The 16,283-nt window shown below is 72.5% G+C and carries 9 protein-coding genes; 7 read left to right on the top strand and 2 right to left on the bottom strand.

Annotation, left to right across the window (positions count from 1 at the left end):
* Positions 1–63: 63 nt before the first annotated feature.
* Both LXM64_RS13085 and LXM64_RS13080 read right to left on the bottom strand, forming a co-directional pair.
* Positions 64–4,959, bottom strand: a complete 4,896-nt coding sequence (locus tag LXM64_RS13085) for a DUF5979 domain-containing protein (RefSeq protein ID WP_234073576.1) — start codon at positions 4,957–4,959, stop codon at positions 64–66.
* A gap of 438 nt (positions 4,960–5,397) precedes the next feature.
* Complete coding sequence (locus LXM64_RS13080; RefSeq protein WP_234073575.1) at positions 5,398–6,864, bottom strand: helix-turn-helix domain-containing protein; 1,467 nt, start codon at positions 6,862–6,864, stop codon at positions 5,398–5,400.
* 415 nt (positions 6,865–7,279) lie between these two features.
* On the opposite strand from LXM64_RS13080, the gene LXM64_RS13075 reads away from it, so the two are divergent.
* From LXM64_RS13075 to LXM64_RS13045, 7 genes are all read left to right on the top strand, one after another.
* Positions 7,280–8,209 (top strand): ABC transporter substrate-binding protein, encoded by a 930-nt coding sequence (locus LXM64_RS13075; protein ID WP_234073574.1) that lies wholly within the window; start codon positions 7,280–7,282, stop codon positions 8,207–8,209.
* Positions 8,206–9,249, top strand: a complete 1,044-nt coding sequence (locus tag LXM64_RS13070; RefSeq protein WP_234073573.1) for a FecCD family ABC transporter permease — start codon at positions 8,206–8,208, stop codon at positions 9,247–9,249. The genes LXM64_RS13075 and LXM64_RS13070 overlap by 4 nt, the downstream gene beginning before the upstream one ends.
* Positions 9,246–10,295 carry a FecCD family ABC transporter permease gene (locus tag LXM64_RS13065; RefSeq protein ID WP_234073572.1) on the top strand — a complete coding sequence of 350 codons (1,050 nt, stop codon included), beginning with the start codon at positions 9,246–9,248 and terminating at the stop codon, positions 10,293–10,295. The genes LXM64_RS13070 and LXM64_RS13065 overlap by 4 nt, the downstream gene beginning before the upstream one ends.
* Positions 10,288–11,091 carry an ABC transporter ATP-binding protein gene (locus tag LXM64_RS13060; RefSeq protein ID WP_234073571.1) on the top strand — a complete coding sequence of 268 codons (804 nt, stop codon included), beginning with the start codon at positions 10,288–10,290 and terminating at the stop codon, positions 11,089–11,091. Before LXM64_RS13065 ends, LXM64_RS13060 begins: the two co-directional genes overlap by 8 nt.
* The gene (locus LXM64_RS13055; protein WP_234073570.1) at positions 11,088–11,912 is read left to right on the top strand and encodes a siderophore-interacting protein; all 825 of its coding nucleotides are present in this window, start codon (positions 11,088–11,090) and stop codon (positions 11,910–11,912) included. Before LXM64_RS13060 ends, LXM64_RS13055 begins: the two co-directional genes overlap by 4 nt.
* Before the next feature lie 398 nt (positions 11,913–12,310).
* Entirely contained in the window at positions 12,311–14,860 is a 2,550-nt protein-coding gene (locus LXM64_RS13050; protein WP_234073569.1) for a putative Ig domain-containing protein, read from the top strand.
* Positions 14,861–15,182: 322 nt separating this feature from the next.
* Positions 15,183–16,193: a LacI family DNA-binding transcriptional regulator gene (locus LXM64_RS13045; RefSeq protein WP_234073568.1), complete on the top strand. Its 1,011-nt coding sequence runs from the start codon at positions 15,183–15,185 to the stop codon at positions 16,191–16,193.
* The last annotated feature ends 90 nt before the right edge of the window (positions 16,194–16,283 follow it).

The following is a 16,283-nucleotide window of genomic DNA, read 5'->3' as shown; positions in this document are numbered from 1 at the left end:
CCGGGAACGGGTCACGCCCGCAGGGCCCTGGGAAGGGCGCCTGCGGGCATGAGGGAGGGTGGGTCAGTGGCCGCTTCGGGTACGGCGACGCCACCCGGCCAGGATGACGATTCCTGCGCCCAGCAGGAGCATCACCGCGGCCACACCGCCGGCCGCCCACGGCACCTCACTACCCGTGATCGCCAGCGGGGGCGCGGGAGTGCGAGCGTGGAACGGGTCGTCGTCGATGAAGACGATCGGCGAGCCGGAGCCGTCCTTCGCGATCACCGGGTTGCCGGAGTCGTCGAGCAGCGGCTCGCCGGTCGGCAGGCCCGTCGTGGGGTCCGGCTTGGGGACGACGAGCGTCCCGGTCACCGTGACCGTGTCGGCGTGCGTGTCGTTCCCCGGCATCTTCAGCGTCCCCTCCGCGAAGAAGGAGGCTCCCGGCGGGAAGAGCCCGGCCCACGCCCCGTCCTTCACGAACGAGTAGTCCGAGGGTCCGCCGAAGGCCGACAGATCGGCCGTCCAGTCGCTGCCGATGGCGGGCGCGTCGGAGGTGACCTCGACCAGCGTCAGGTTCGTCAGCCACGTCTTGCCCGTGTTGGTGACGACCCAGCGCACCTTCTGCGCCTTGTCGACCGGGTACGCGACCGCGGTCTGCGGCGTGTTCGCGTCCTGCGCCTCGTTCACCAGCGGCTTCGTCGGAGTGATCCAGCCGCCGGGACCCCCCACGAGCGGGTCGGGCTTCTGCCCGTCGTACTTGATCACCTGGATGCCGCCCGTGAACGCGTTGTACGGGTTGTCGTCGCCGACGGTCTTGCCCGAGAACGCGCCCTTCGCCGACACCGACGCGATGTCCTGGTGCGGATCGTCCGAGCCGTTCATGGTCAGCGTCGCGGTGCCCACGATGACGTCGCCCACGGCCCAGGTCGCCGTGCCCGGTTCGAAGGTGGCGCCCCACGCCGCGCTCCAGGTTCCTGATGCGGCGTCCCACACCGCATCCGTCGACGAGAGGTCGGGGAAGTTCCACCGCAGCGACGCGATCGCGCCGCCCGCCGTCGTGAGATCGCTCAGGTCGACCTCGCGCAGCGGTTCGGGGCCCGTGTTCGTGACCCGGATCACGATCGACCGGGTCTCGCCCGGACGGTACGCCTCACCGGTGTCGACCGAGTCGGCCTCGTGCACGATCGTGGCGGAACCCGCATCCCCGTCGCCCTTGGTGAGCTCCACGCTCGGGGTGACGTCGGTGGGGTTGTCGACGACCACGGCCACCGTGCTGTCGGCGCCGATCGTGAGCGTCGCGCCGTTAGGGGCGTCGACGCCGTCGATCTCGAGCGAGGGCGTGCCCCAGCTCGCGCCGTCCGGCAGTCCGCCGGTGGGAGCGCCCTCTGTCACGGTGACGACCGTGCCCGTCGGGAGGGCGGGGGAGGACCACGGGGTGCCGTTGGTGAGGTTCACCGTCTGGGCTCCGCCGGGCTGACCCGGGTAGCTGTAGGTGACGGGGAACACCGTGCCCGGAGCGAGCAGCGGCTCGCCCGGACCCGTGACCTCCTTCAGCAGCGAGAACTGCCCGTTGCTCGGCTCGGTCGGGTTCTCGAGCAGCACATGCACCTCGCCCGCCGCGCCGATCGTGAGCGTCGCCGGCTGACCGGGCGTCACGCCGGTCCCGCTGAACACCGGCGTCTGCCAGGTGACGTCCGCGGGTCCGGTCGGAGCGACCTCGCGCACCTGCACCACGGTGCCGACGCGCAGGTCCTGCGGACCGTCCACCGTCTGGCCGTCGGTCAGCTGCAGCGGCGCCCACGTGGTGCCGCCGTCGACGCTGTACTCGAGCGTGAAGGTGAAGTCGTCCGGCACTCGATCGGCGCCGGAGCCGGTGACGTCCTTCAGCACGTCGAAGCCGCCGGTCAGCACGGTGATGTCGTTCGTCAGGGTGAGGGCGGCGTTCGCCCCCTCGCCGACGACGATCTCGGCCGTGCCGTCGCCATCGGCGTCACCGGTGCTCCACGACGGGTTGCCCCAGTCGGCCCACACCGGGGAGCCGGTCTCGCCGGTCTCGGTGAGGGTGATGCGCGTGCCCACCGGGTAGGCGCCGGAGGAGTAGGCGAAGCCGTTCGCCGACGACAACTGCACCGTGCCGGCCGCGGTCCCGTTGACGCCCACGGCGACCGTGAACGTCGTGGCGCCCAGCTCGCTCAGCGACACCGACGGGTCGTCGAGCGCCTTCGCGATCGAGAACGTCCCGGGCTGGCGGAGCGTGTTGGTCACCTCCACGGCGGTGGGAGCGGAACCCGTCCCGACCACGAGCGCATAGCCGTCCGCATCCGGGGTCTGGGTGCCGTACGTCGCCACGTACGAGGCGATCGAATCGTCGCCCGACTCGCTGACCCGCACCTTCGTGCCGATCGGAACCGTGATCGCGGGGGAGGTGGAGTCGGCCGTGAGGTCGACGGATGCCGGTGCGACCGCGTAGTCGAGACCGCGGAAGTCGCGCCCGGCCACATCGATCGTGAAGGTCTGCCCCGCCAGCGGCGCAGGGCTTCCCGCCGCGATGCGCTTGGTGACGGTGAACGTGACGTCGGCCACGAGACCGGCATCGATCGTGTGATCGTTCTGACCGGGTCCGCCCACGGCGACCGTGGCGACACCGGAGGAGTTCACGTTCGAGTCGGTCGACGGGTCGGATCCCTGCGCCTGGTCGGTGAACGACATCGCCGTCCACGGCACCTCGCCGAACGTCGAACCCCCGTCCCACGTACCCGTGGTCGGTGTCGCGAAGGTCACCGTGTAGGTGCGGTTCGGCACCAGGTTGGTGAAGTAGTACTCGCCGCCGGGCCCTGTCACGACCGGTGCCACCGGGTTGCCGTCGGCATCGGTGACCGGGTTGCCCGACGCATCCGTCAGCGACACCGTCACGCCCGCGACGGCAGGCTCGTCCGCATCCTGAATGCCGTCCTGATCGGCGTCGAACCACACGCGGTTGCCGATCTCGACCGGCGCCAGCCGCGCCAGCACCGCCACGCCGCCGAGGCCGCCCGCCTTGGCGAAGCCCACACCTTCGACGACGTTGGCCTGCCTCATGCTGCCGTCCGAGGCGCGCGACCACCCTAGGCCGGACGTCCCGTCCTGCAACTCGTACGGCGGGGTGCCGGAGAGGTTCGGGACGTCGACGATCGTACGCATCGTGAGTCCGAGACCGGGAACGGCCGCCGTGGCCCCCGACATGATCTCCTGCTGCGCGTCGGTGGCGCCCGCGCCGTGACCCATCGCGTAGTCCTGCACGAACTCGCCACCGCCGGGACCCTGCCCGTTTCCGACACCGGCCGAGACGGGGCCCGCCCAGGCGGCCGAGCGCCCGCCGACCGTGCCGTCGGACTCGAGGACGAACGCACCCGTGCCATCGGGGGCGGCCACCAGAGCGTCACCCGCCGAGTAGGTGCGGTACGTGGCCGGGTCGGACTCGGTCGGGTCGGGGCGGTAGTTGTTCTGCCCGTTCTGCGCGCCGAACCGGTCGCTGAAACCCAGCTCCATCTCGCCGTACGCGTTGAAGCTCATCGACGCGAAGATCGGTTGCGGGAAGGTGATCGCGTCACCGCTGGTTGCGATCAGGCTCGCATCCCACTCGTCCTGCCACACGTTCCAGTGGGTGGCGTTGGGGCCGCCGTTGCCGTCGCCGAACGCAGAGCCGCGCGCGTAATCCAGCGGCGCCGAGAGAACCGGTGTCCAGGTCCCCGCCGAGGCGGCGGGCGAGGTGTAGGCCAGCGCGTTCAGCCCGGAGCGGTCCGTGCCCGCATCCGGGCTCGTGACGCCGCCGACATAGACGAGCCCGCGATGCACGCTGACCGCCCACGGATGCCAGCTGGATCCCGCCGCCGCGGGCGAGGGCAAGGGGATCGTCGTGACGTCCGACGCCGTCGGGGCGCCGCCGCCCGCCGGAAGTGCGATCGACAGGAGCGTGTTCTCGTGCACGTTCACGACGAACAAGCGACCCAGCTCCGCCGAGTAAGCGATCCCGCCGATTCCCGTCTTGCCCACGAGGCCGTAGACCTCGTGATCGTACGTGGCGACGTCGGGGTCGGAGACGAGACCCCTCGCGGCGTTCTGATCAGCCGCATCCGCCGTCGGCGCCACACCGAGAGCCGCGTTGAGGTCGGCGGCGCCGACGTCGACGCCGAGCTGCTCGAGGTCTGCCAGGAGGGTGGTCTGTCCGGTCGCGCGATCCGTCGCGTACACCCCGCCGAGCCCGCCCTCGCCGAGGCCGGCGAACCGGCGCAGCACGGCGGACGAGTAGACGACGTCCTTCTTCGCGTCATACGCGAGGCCCCAGATCGCGCCGGTGCCGGTCCCGGCTGCGGTCGTGTCATCGATCTTGGCGAGCGAGGCGGAAGAGCTCGCCCACCAATCGACGCTCACGATGCCGTTGTAGTCGGCGCTGCCGCGGCCCGACGGGTCGCCGCCGATCTGTGCGGCCACCGCGACCTGCGGTGCAGGCTGGACGTAGTCCTCGGGCACGAGGGCCGCGAAGTCCACATCCGTCGCTCCCAGCTGCACGAACTGCACGCTGGTGCCGCTGTCCGAGCCATGGGCGCCGGGGAAGTACCCCTCCGAAAGCTGCGCGGGGGAGAGGGCGAACTCGACGCGGACGCTGTCTGTCGCAGCCCCCGAGACCGCCAGCGTGTACGCACCCGACGCGTCGGTGGTGGCCGTGGCCACGACCGTGCCGTCGCGGTCGACCGCGGTGACGCCCACGCCGGCGAGAGGCAGGTCGTTGGCCAGGCCGCTGCCGGCCGAGCTACCGGTGTCGTACACGCCGTTGGCCGCGAAGTCGCGGAACGCGAGGCCGCTGACGGTGCCGGAGGTGGAGCCGGCCGCCGACGCGGCGCTCGCGCCGGCCAACGTGCACAGCGCCGCCACGACGGCCACCGCGGTGGTGCCCGCGGTGAGCCGCACGGCGGCGGAACGGGGGGAGGGTGATCGCATCGCGAGCCTTTCACACAGGACGGAATCCGGCGTCGCGCGTTCGGGGAACGCGTCGGCGCCGGGCAGACGCACGCCGGGTACACGCCGTCCGGCTCGCAGTCTGCCGGGGCGCCGGCCGCATCCATCGGGTCGCTCGGCAAGATCACCCGGCCCGTCACCTGGGGTATCCGCGATGCGTCGATGGCGCTGCCGATCGGGTGAGGGCGGGTGAGGGAGGCGGCGGATGCGGTGTGCCGGGTTCACCCGCGGGCTAACCCGGGTGCGGGGCCCGGGCCGGGCCGAACTCCTGCAGAACGGGCGCGTCGGGGATGGACGGGCGGGCCCGGGCGGATTGTGCAGGAGTTCGGGCGCGCGCGACGTGCCCGCCGCGCGGCCGGAGGGTGCGAGGGGCGGCCTCGCCGCGCGCGTGAGGGCCGTGTCGGATGAGGAGGGGCGGCGTCAGCGCGCGTCGAAGGGCACGTCGTAGAAGCCGACGGACTCCAGCATCCGCACTGCGCCGCGGCGTTCGTGGGCACCGACCTTGGCATAGAGCGTCTTCAGCTGCGTCTTCAGCGTGTTGACCGACACGTGCAGGGATGCGGCGAGTTCCGCGTTGGTCGCATGGCTGCTCGTGCGAAGCGCGTAGGCGACCTCGCGCTCGCGGCGGGTGAGCAGCAGGGGCGGCGTCGCCGCGCGCACGGAGGCGCGGACACCGGCGTCTGCACGTGCAAGGATCTGCGCGAATCGCTCTTGGAGCGCGGGCCTGCGCACGAGCGCCGCCGCCACCGGTGCCACCTCCCGCAGCGGGAGCAGGGGGGAGACGAAGGCCTCCCGCGGGTCGGTCCACACGCTCAGTGCGTCTTCGAGCGATGCCCGCGCCGCATCCCGTCTTCCGAGCCGTTCGAACACCAGCGCACGTGTGAGCAGAACGCGACCGAGCGTCCGGTGCGAGTGGTGCGCGGCGCCTCGCATGCACGGCGCCGTGGCGCGCAGCGCGGCCGAGAGGTCTCCGAGGTGGAGGTAGGCGCCCGCGCGCAGCCCGTCGAGGCACACGCAGTGATCCATCGTCGAGGCTTCGCCGTCCAGCATCGCGAGCGCCCGCGAGGGCTCTCCGCGCAGCACGAGCGCATCGGCGTGTGCGCCGAGGGCGAAGCCGCGCAGCGCGGGCGGGGCGCTGCCGGCGGCGACCGTCGAGGTCACCTGGCGCGAGTGCGCGATGGCGGTGGCGCTGTCGCCGTCGAGCAATGCCGCGACCGCCGACACCGCCCACGACGAGAGCAGCCAGCGCACATCCGACGCCGAGTCCCGCATCTCTTCCGCCACGGTCTGCAGCTCCGCCGCGTCACCCCGCGCCTCCGCGCGCAGGGCGTGCGCGAGCAGCAGGTGGTACGCGGTCTCGGAGCGCGGCCAGCCGTAGCGGTCGGCGAGGGCGGAGGCGGTCGCGACCAGATCCGTCGCCGCCGCGTGCTCGCCGCTCATCGCGAGGGCGAGCGCCGCGATCCCGTGTGCGCGATAGGCCGACGCCTCGCGGCCGTGCTCGTGCGCCATACGCGCCGCTGCGTCGGCGAATCGGTGCGCGCGTCGCGTCTCGCCGACCGCCAGCAGGCCGTCGCCGATCGCGCTGTACACGTCCGGCAGCAGAGAGGGCGCCGTGTGCACCCGCAGCTCGTCTGCTTCCGCGGCGAGCTTGGCGGCCGTCTCGGCGGCGCGACCATGGCGACCGCTCCCGAGCAGGGCGATCACCGTACCGGCGGAGACGACGAAGCGCGCCCCGGGGATGCCGGGCGGCAGAGCGGACGCCGCAAAGAGCGCCTCGCGATCGGATGCCGTCAGGATCGGCTCCCCCGGTAGCGGAGACAGCAGCGCGCGCACCGCCGCCTCGTACGCGGAGACGGGCTGCGCTCGGGTCGCCGCATCCGGTGTCATGGCTGTCTCGCATCGTCTGGCCGTCGGAGGAGGAGGGGTCGACGAGTCCAGTGGGGTGGGGCGTCGCTGCCCCACCCCACTGCCCCCAGTCCGGAGCGAATCTTGGGCCGGTGCGTCGGGTTCATCCGGCGACGCGAACCTATCTCCGCGCCACGTGGGCGGATGCGGCTGGCGCCGCGTTTTCACCCGCCGATTCGCCCGGAACCGGCCGAGCGTCGCGACAGCTGCACGACGGGTGGGGCGGGTGGGAGCGCAAGGGCCTCATGGGGCGTCCGGCGAGCGAGCGGCCGTGCGGACGTCGCGGGGCGGGTTGTGGACGGGTCGAGAGACGACGGCAAGGTTGGTTAGGCTGTGCTTACCTGCTCGTCGCGGCGCGGCGGCGGGTTCCCGAACGCACCACCCGAAAGGCGGCCGCATGCCCGCTCGTCCCCGTTCCCTCGCAGCCCTCGCGCTCGCCGCGGTCGCGGCCCTCGGCCTCGCCGGCTGCTCGGCCGCATCCGCCGAGCCCGCCGCATCCGCTCCCGCCGCAGCCTCCACTCACGAGGTCACGCACGCCCGCGGCACGACCGAGGTGCCCGCCGACCCGCAGCGGGTCGTGACGCTCGAGCCGCTCGAGCTCGACACGGCCGTCGCCCTCGGCATCACTCCCGTCGGAGCGGCCGTCGCGAGCAACGTCTCGGGCATCCCCGCCTACCTCGACGCCTCGGGCGTGGAGCCGGTCGGCACCGTGCCGGAGCCCGACCTGGAGGCGATCGCCGCCCTCAAGCCCGACCTCATCCTCGGCACCGAGGCGCGTCACTCGAAGCTGTACGACCAGCTCAGCGCCATCGCGCCGACCGTCTTCATCGCGACGCAGGCCGACCCGTGGCGCGACAACGCGCTGCTCATCGGCGACGCGCTGGGACACAAGGACGAGGTCCAGACCCTCCTGGGCGACGTCGACGCGCGCTGCGACGAGATCGGCAAGGAGCACGCCGTCGACGGCCAGACCGCGCAGCTGATCCGTCCCCGCGACGAGACGACGCTGAGCCTGTACGGTCCCACATCCTTCGCGGGCAGCCTGCTCGAGTGCGTCGGCTTCACCATTCCCGACCAGGACTGGGCCGACGGCATCCAGGCCGACATCTCGCCGGAGAACATCCTGCAGGCTAAGGCCGACCACGTGTTCGTGACCGCCACCGACGTCGCCGACACCTCGCTCATCCCCGCCGCCATCGCGCAGAACGCCGCGGAGTTCCCCGACGTCACGCTCGTCGACACCAGCTACTGGGTCTCCGGCGTCGGTCCCAAGGGCGCGATGAAGGTGCTCGACGACATCGAGAAGTACCTCTCGAACGCTCGGTGACCCTCACTCTCGCAGCCCGCTCACGGCGGCGCGCACGGCCTCGAAGCCTGCGCGTCGCCGTGGGCGCGTTCGCGCTCGTGGGCGCCCTCGCCGCCGCCGTCCTGCTGTCGCTGGCACTCGGGGCCAACCCCCTGTCACCCCGCGTCGTCGTCGACACCCTCGCCGGCGGCGGCACCCCCGAGTCGCAGTACATCGTGTGGCAGCTGCGGGTGCCGCGCACCCTCGCCGGCCTCGCCGCGGGGGCGGCTCTCGGCGTGGCAGGGGCTCTGATCCAGGCCTTCACGCGCAACCCGCTCGCCGACCCCGGCATCCTCGGCGTCAACGCGGGGGCGGCGTTCGCCGTCGCGCTCGGCGTGGCGTTCCTCGGGATGCGCGATCCCGCATCCTTCGTCTGGCTGGCCTTCGCCGGGGCGCTCGTCGTGACGCTGGGCGTGTACGTCATCGGATCGTCGGGACGCGGGGGCGCCGACCCGATCCGCCTCACCCTGGCCGGCGTCGCGCTGGGCGCCGTGTTCTCGGGGCTCGTCACCGGGATGACGCTCAGCAATCCCGATGCCTTCGACGCCATGCGCAGCTGGCACGCCGGGAGCCTGCTCGGCGCCGGAGCCGACGCGCTCGTCGCGATCGTCCCCTTCATCGGGGTGGGACTGGTCATCGCGTTCGCCGTCGCGCCGGGGCTCAACGCGCTGGCCCTCGGCGACGACGTGGCCCGGTCCCACGGAGCGAACGTACGCCGCATCCGTGTCTTCGTGGTCATCGCCGTCACGCTCCTCGCGGGCTCGGCCACGGCGCTCGTCGGACCGATCGCGTTCGTCGGGCTCATGGTGCCCCACGTCGCACGGTGGGTGTTCGGCGTCGACCAGCGCGTCATCCTCGGCGTCTCGGTCGTGCTCGCACCCGTTGTCGTGCTCGCCGCCGACGTGCTCGGGCGCGTGCTCATCGCCCCCGCCGAGATGCCCGCGGGCATCGTCACCGCCTTCGTCGGCGCTCCCGTGCTCATCGCTCTGGCGATGCGCCGCCGCGTGAGCGGGCTCGGATGAGTGCGCTCACGGATGCCGGCTACCGCCGGTTCGAGGCCGGATTCGGGGGATACCGCATCCGCCTGCGCGCGCGGAGCGTGGTCGTGGGGATCGCGCTCGCCGCGGCCGTGACCCTGCTCGCCGTCGTCTCGGTCGGTCTCGGCTCGTACGCGCTCGATCCCGCGCAGGTGCTCACCGCGTTCGCGGGCGGCGGGACGGAACTGGATCGCACCGTCGTGCTCGAGTGGCGGCTGCCGCGCACGCTCGCGGCCGTCGCGCTCGGGGCGCTGCTCGCCGTCAGCGGCGCGCTCTTCCAGACCGTCACACGCAATCCGCTCGCGAGCCCCGACATCCTGGGCCTGTCCAACGGCGCGTTCGCCGGCATGCTGCTCACCCTGACCCTCGTCTCGAGCAGCTGGCCCGCGCTGACCATCGGTGCCGTCGTCGGCGGCGTGAGCGTCGCGCTCGTGATCGGCGGGCTCGCCCGACGCGGCGGCGTGCAGGGCTTCCGGCTCATCGTGATCGGCATCGGCATCTCGGCCATGCTCGCCTCGCTCAACACGTGGATGCTGCTGCAGGTCGAGCTCGAGACCGCGATGTTCGCGTCCGCCTGGGGAGCCGGCTCGCTGAACGGCATCACCGCCGCGCCGCTCGGCGGCGCGCTCGCCTGCGCCGTGCCGCTGCTCGTCGGCGCCGCGGTGCTCGTGCCCCGTCTGCGCCAGCTCGACCTCGGCGACGACGTCGCCGCCGCGACCGGGGCGCGCCCCGCCCTCGTGCGCAGCGCGGCACTTCTGCTGGGAGTCGGCCTCGTCTCGATCGCCACCGCCGTGGTCGGCCCCATCGCCTTCATCGCGCTCGCGGCGCCGCAGATCGCGCGGCGTCTCGCGCGCACGCCTTACCTCTCTCTGACGCTCGCCGCCCTCGTCGGCGCGCTGCTGCTGCTCGCCTCCGACGTGATGGCGCAGCATCTGCTTCCCGTCGTGGTGCCCGCCGGTGTCGTCACCGTCACACTGGGCGGCATCTACCTCGTCGTCACGATCATCCAGGAGATCCGTCGCCGTGCCTGAGTCCCCGCATCCGTCCGACCCTCGCCTCACAGCCGACAGGGTGAGTCTCGCGTACGACCGCCGGACGGTGCTGTCCGATCTCACCGTGAGCATTCCCGACGGCTCGTTCACGGTGATCATCGGCCCCAACGCGTGCGGCAAGTCAACGCTGCTGCGGGGGCTCTCGCGCCTGCTCGCGCCGCAGTCCGGAAGCGTCGTGCTCGACGGGAGGGCGATCTCCGCCTACCCCGCGAAAGAGGTCGCCCGGCGGCTGGGGCTCCTCCCGCAGACCGCGATCGCCCCGGAGGGGATCACGGTCGCCGACCTCGTCGCCCGCGGACGCTACCCGCATCAGGGCCTCATCCGGCGGTGGTCGGATGCGGACGAGCGCGCGGTCGACGAGGCGCTCGACGCGACGGGTACCCGCGAGCTCGCCCCGCGCCCGGTCGACGAGCTCTCGGGCGGGCAGCGCCAGCGGGTCTGGGTCGCGATGGTGCTCGCGCAGCAGACGGACCTGCTGCTGCTCGACGAGCCCACCACCTTCCTCGACATCGCGCATCAGGTGGAGCTCATGGAGCTCTTCGGGCGGCTGAACCGCGCGGGGCGCACGATCGTCGCCGTGCTGCACGATCTGAACCACGCCGCCCGCTACGCCAGCCACATCGTCGCCATGCGCGACGGCGCCATCGTCGCCGAGGGGACGCCCGCCGAGGTCGTGACCAGTGAGCGGGTCGAGCAGGTCTTCGGCCTGCCCAACATGGTGATCGCCGACCCGGTGACCGGCGGACCCCTCGTCGTGCCGCTCGGGGGTGCATGATGCGGCCCTGGGAGTACAGCGCCTTCGCCGTGACCGTGGCCGAGGCGCGCGCGATCACGCCGGCGTGGCGGCGGCTCACGCTCCGAGCGCCCGAGCTCCGCGACTTCGCCCCGTGGGGCCTGGATCAGCGGATCAAACTCGTGCTGCCGCTGCCGGACGGGGGACTCGCCGACTTCGGTCTCATGGCGGAGCCCACCCCGCATCCGTCCCAGTGGTACGCCCGTTGGAAGGCGCTGCCCGAGGCCGAGCGCAACGTGCTGCGGACGTACACGCCGTCGGCGATCCGACCGGAGCAGGGCGAGATCGACGTGGATGTGCTGCTGCACGAGCCGCCCGGTCCCGCATCCGCGTGGGCTGCGCGAGTGGCGCCGGGGGAGCGCCTGTGGATCACCGGACCCGACCGGCGCAACGGATGGACCGGCTACGGTCTGCACTGGCAGCCGCCTCCCGGGGCCACGCGGTGGCTGCTGGCGGGTGACGAGACCGCCTTCCCGGCGATCGCCAACATCCTGCGCACCCTGCCCGAGGGAGGCCGCGCGGACGTGCTGCTGGAGGCGGCGGACGTGCGCGACGACATCGTGAGCGCCGAGGCGCCGGCCGGCGCGCAGGTGCGGCTCGTGCCGCGCGCGGCGGTCGCCGGCGAGGCGCTCGAGGCGGCCGTGCGGGAGACGGCGGTGGCGGACGCCGAGTACGTGTGGCTGGCAGGCGAGGCGGGGGCCGTCACCCGCATCCGTCGCCACCTCACCGCCGAGCGCGGGGTGCCGAAGGATCGTGTCTCGTTCCTCGGGTACTGGAAGCTCGGGGGCCCGCTCGTCGGGTAGGTGCTGCGTCGGGGGCACCCCTCTCGGGTGCCCGAATTGCGTCGCACGTGCGCAGATGCGACGCGTTTGCGCAGGTGCGCCAGGCAATGACTGTGGCGGATGCGGAGAAGTGTGGCCCGTCGGGTCCGGGCAGGTTTGCAGCCATGCGGCGACGTCTGCACGATCGGTGGTGCGGGTGGGACTCCGTGTGGATGCTGAGGCATGCCGTGGGCGATCGGTCGTGCAGACGTCGGCGATCGTGCGGCACGGTGAACCGCAGGTGGACAGCGGGTGGACTGAGCAGTTCTACGCGATGCCTCGCCGCCGGTGACGGACGCGGAGCAACTCGCTCGTAGTGTCGGAAGACACCCTGCGCGCACTTCTCTTCCTACACGCGCGCCCGGGATCGAGAGGCTCCAATGACTGATACACCCCTTCCCGGCGTGCTCGCGCGCGCCCCTCGGCGCCGCGCATGGCGGCGCGTCGCGGCCGGCGTCACGACGGCAGCTCTGGCCGCATCCGCCGCGCTCGCGGCGACTCCGGCGTACGCCGCGGGGCTCGCCCCCGAGGTGACGGCCACCATCGCCGTCGGCTCGACGCCGACTGCGCTCACCATCTCGGCCGACGGGTCGCGCGTCTACACCGCGAGCTACGCGTCGCAGGGCGTGTCGATCATCGACACCGCTGAGCAGAAGCTGCAGACCACCATCGCCGGTGGCGCGGCGATGATGGGTATCGTCGTCACCCCCGATCGCACTCGCGCCTACACCGCCGACTGGAGCGGCGGCGCCATCAAGGTCTTCGACCTCGTCGACAACACGCTGATCGGCAACGTGACCGGCTACACGGGCTACAGCCCCCGTGGCATCGCCATCTCGCCCGACGGTTCACGGGTGTACACGGCCAACGGCGGCTCGGTCTCGGTCATCGACACCGCGACGAACGCGCAGATCGGCACGGTTCCGACGCTCACCGGCTCCCTGCCCTGGGGCGTCACCGTCTCTCCCGACGGCAAGCGGCTGTACGTCGTGAACCACGAGTCCGAGGACCTCTCCGTCGTCGATCTCGCCTCGCAGCAGGAGATCGCGCGGATCCCCGTGGGAGACGGCCCCCGCCGCGTCGCGATCTCCCCCGACAACACCCGCGCCTACGTCACCAACGGCGGCACCGACACCCTGAGCGTCATCGACACCGTCGCGTTGACGAAGACCGCGGACCTCACCGTGGGCCGGCTGCCCTACGGCGTCGCGGTGACGCCGGACGGGGCTCACGTGCTCGTGGCCAGCTACGTCGCGTCGACCGTGACCGTCATCGACACCGCCGACACCGACACGCGAGCCACCGTCTTCGTCGGTTCCGGCCCCTACGAGCTCGCCGTGTCGCCCGACAGCACGACCGCGTATGTCGGGAGCCAGAACACCAGCACTGTGTCCGTCATCTCGCTCGTCGCACGGCCCGAGATCTCGCCCGCGACCCAGACGCTGAACGCTACCGTCGGCAGGGCGATGCCCGCATCCTCCGCGTTGACGGCGGAGAACTTCGAGGGCACGGTGACGTACACGATCGCCCCGGCCGTACCCCAGGGACTGACCTTCAACGGCTCCACGGGCGTTCTGAGCGGCACGCCGACGACCGCGCAGGCGGCGACGGAGTACACGATCACCGGAACGGATGGCGACGCCACGGCGACGGCGACGATCTCGGTGGCCATCAAGCCCGCCCTCGCGCTGGCCACGTCCATCGTCCAGGCGACGCGCGGAACGGCCATCGATGCGACGCCGGCCCCCACCGCATCCGGCTTCCCGGGCTCCGTCGCCTACTCGGTCGAGCCGGCGCTGCCGAACGGCCTCACGCTGGACGCCGCCACCGGCGTGATCTTCGGAACGCCGCGTGAGGCGATCGAGCGCACCGTGTTCACGCTCATCGCGAGCGACGGCACGTTCACCGCGTCGCAGCAGTTCGGGATCGTGGTGGCGGGGCTCTCTCCGTCCGATCAGCCGCTCGCCGCCGTGCACGGGCAGGCCATCGAGCCGACGTCGGCGCTGACCGCGACCGGCTTCGCCGGTGACGTCGCCTACACCGTGGTGCCCTCCCTGCCCGCCGGACTGTCGCTCGACGCGAGCACCGGCGTGATCAGCGGAACCCCGACGGGCGACGCGATCGACAAGACGACCTTCACCATCACCGCCACCGGTGCCGAGGCGGGCACCGCGACGTCGACGGTCAAGATCCGCATCGACGCCGTCGCGCCCTCGGCCCCCGGCACCGTGAACGTGGTGCCGGGCGCCTTCCAGGCGTTCGTCTCGTGGCCCGCATCCGAGGACGACGGCGGCGCGGGTCCCGTCAGCTACACCGTCACCGCTGTGCCGAGCGGCCAGAGCTGCACCACCACCGAGACCTCGTGCGTGATCACGGGTCTTCCGGCCGGAGCGATGACCTTCTCGGTCGTGGCGTCCACGTCGGTCGGATCGGCCGAGCCGGCGGTGTCCGCATCCGCATCCGTGCTCTCCAGTGCGGCGCCCGAGACGGTGCCCGCGGCGACCGCAGGCACGAGCGTGCGCTTCGTGGACGCGTCGGGCAACCTCGTGAGCTCGGTCACGCCGGGGCAGAAGGTCACCGTTGAGGCTTCCGGCTTCCTCGGGGGATCGAACGTGCAGGCCTTCGCGTACTCCACGCCCACCCTGCTGGGTGCGGCGGTGACGGATGCCGACGGCACCGCTTCGTTCCCGGTCACGGTTCCCACGGACCTCGCTCCCGGTGAGCACACCCTGGTGGCCATCGGCTTCGGCTTGGACGGGTCCACCGCCGTCGCGACCTCGGCGCTCGTCGTGGCCGCGCCCGGTGCGCCGGTGACCGCGTCGCTGCCCGCGACGGGTGTGAACCCGCTGCCCTGGGCTCTGCTGGCCTCGGGCCTGCTCGCTGTGGGGGCGCTGGTGCTGCTGGTCTCCCGGACACGCCGCCGCGCCTGAGTCGTGCGGAACGGGCGGGGCGGGTCCTTCGGGGCCCGCCCCGTTTCGTCGTGCCCGGGCGGAGTACCCGAGCTGCGTCGCAGGTGCCGTTTGCCGGGGAGGGTGCCGCGCGGGCGGCGTTGCCGGGCGGGCGGCGTTGTCGCGGCGCCCGAACTCCTGTGCATGCGGCGCGGGTCGGGCTAGCGGGCGGCGCGGGGGCTCGATATGCAGGAGTTCGGGCGCGGCCCGACCGCAGTCGGCAGCGCACCGTGCCCGCCGGCGCCGCCGAATCCGCACCGGCGCGGATGCGGTCGGCGCCGATCCACGTGGCTAGCCTGTGGGGATGACCTTCGAGCATCGCCCGGCCGGCCTCATCGACGTGGCTGCACGCGCCGGCGTGAGCGTCTCGACGGTGTCGCGGGTGATCTCGGGGCGCACGCCCGTCAGCGCGCGGCTGCGCGAGAAGGTGATGGCCGCCGTCCGGGAACTGGACTATCGGCCGAACGCCGCGGCGCAGGCGCTGGTCAGCGGCAAGCGGTCCACTGTGGCCGTGCTGGCGCGCAACACGATCCGGTTCGGATACGCGGCGACACTGCAGGGCATCGAGGAGGCCGCGCGGGCGGCGGACTACGTCATCCTCATCGCGGTCGTGGAGAGCGACGACGAGTCTGCGATCCAGCGGGCGATCGCATCGACGCTGTCGCAACCACTCGCGGGAGCGATCGTCATCGAGTTCGACGAGGTCGGTGTCGCGACCCTCGACGCCATGCCCGAGAATCTCCCGGTCGTGGCTGCCGCGGGTGCGCGGCGGGCTCGGGGCGACCGGCCGCACGCGTTCCTCGACGACGAGGCCGGCGGGTACGAGGCGACGCGCTACCTTCTCTCGCTCGGGCACCGCACGGTGCACCATCTGGCCATCCCCGCGACCCGTGCCGGCACCGGACGCGAGTGGGGATGGCGACGCGCGCTCGAGGAGGCAGGCGCGCCGGTCCCCGCCGTCGTGCGCGCGGCGTACTCGCCGATGTCGGGCTACGAGGCCACGCTGACCATCGCGGACGACCCCGCCGTCACGGCCCTCCTGTGCGGCAACGACGAGCTGGCCATCGGTGCAGCACGGGCGCTGCAGGAGCGGGGACGCCGGGTGCCCGACGACGTGAGCGTCGTCGGCTTCGACGATCAGCCCTTCGCACAGATGTGGGTGCCCGCCTTGACGACCGTGGCGCAGGATTTCACCGATCTCGGACGGCGCACCTTCGCCCTGCTGGAGGAGTGGATGCTCAGCGGGCGCGCGCCGGAGGACTCTGCGGTGCTCCCGCGCCTCGTCGTGCGCGAGAGTGCCGCAAGCGCCCGCTGAGCGCCGACCTCGCGCGTCTCGACGTCGTGGGGTGCTGTAGCGCGCCCGCTGACACGATTCTGACCAACGTTTGCAGAGGCTCGCCGCTGC

Source organism: Microbacterium binotii (assembly GCF_021398715.1).
GTDB classification, from domain to species: domain Bacteria; phylum Actinomycetota; class Actinomycetes; order Actinomycetales; family Microbacteriaceae; genus Microbacterium; species Microbacterium binotii_A.
Note: the sequence above shows the minus strand (reverse complement) of the source record. Positions and strands in the feature narration are given on the sequence as shown.

Bases quoted from the DNA above. Each gene is read 5' to 3' on its own strand.
- LXM64_RS13085 (WP_234073576.1), bottom strand. From the start codon at position 4,959: ATGCGATCACCCTCCCCCCGTTCCGCCGCCGTGCGGCTCACCGCGGGC.
- LXM64_RS13055 (WP_234073570.1), top strand. From the start codon at position 11,088: ATGATGCGGCCCTGGGAGTACAGCGCCTTCGCCGTGACCGTGGCCGAG.
- LXM64_RS13045 (WP_234073568.1), top strand. From the start codon at position 15,183: ATGACCTTCGAGCATCGCCCGGCCGGCCTCATCGACGTGGCTGCACGC.
- LXM64_RS13065 (WP_234073572.1), top strand. From the start codon at position 9,246: ATGAGTGCGCTCACGGATGCCGGCTACCGCCGGTTCGAGGCCGGATTC.
- LXM64_RS13050 (WP_234073569.1), top strand. From the start codon at position 12,311: ATGACTGATACACCCCTTCCCGGCGTGCTCGCGCGCGCCCCTCGGCGC.
- LXM64_RS13080 (WP_234073575.1), bottom strand. From the start codon at position 6,864: ATGACACCGGATGCGGCGACCCGAGCGCAGCCCGTCTCCGCGTACGAG.
- LXM64_RS13075 (WP_234073574.1), top strand. From the start codon at position 7,280: ATGCCCGCTCGTCCCCGTTCCCTCGCAGCCCTCGCGCTCGCCGCGGTC.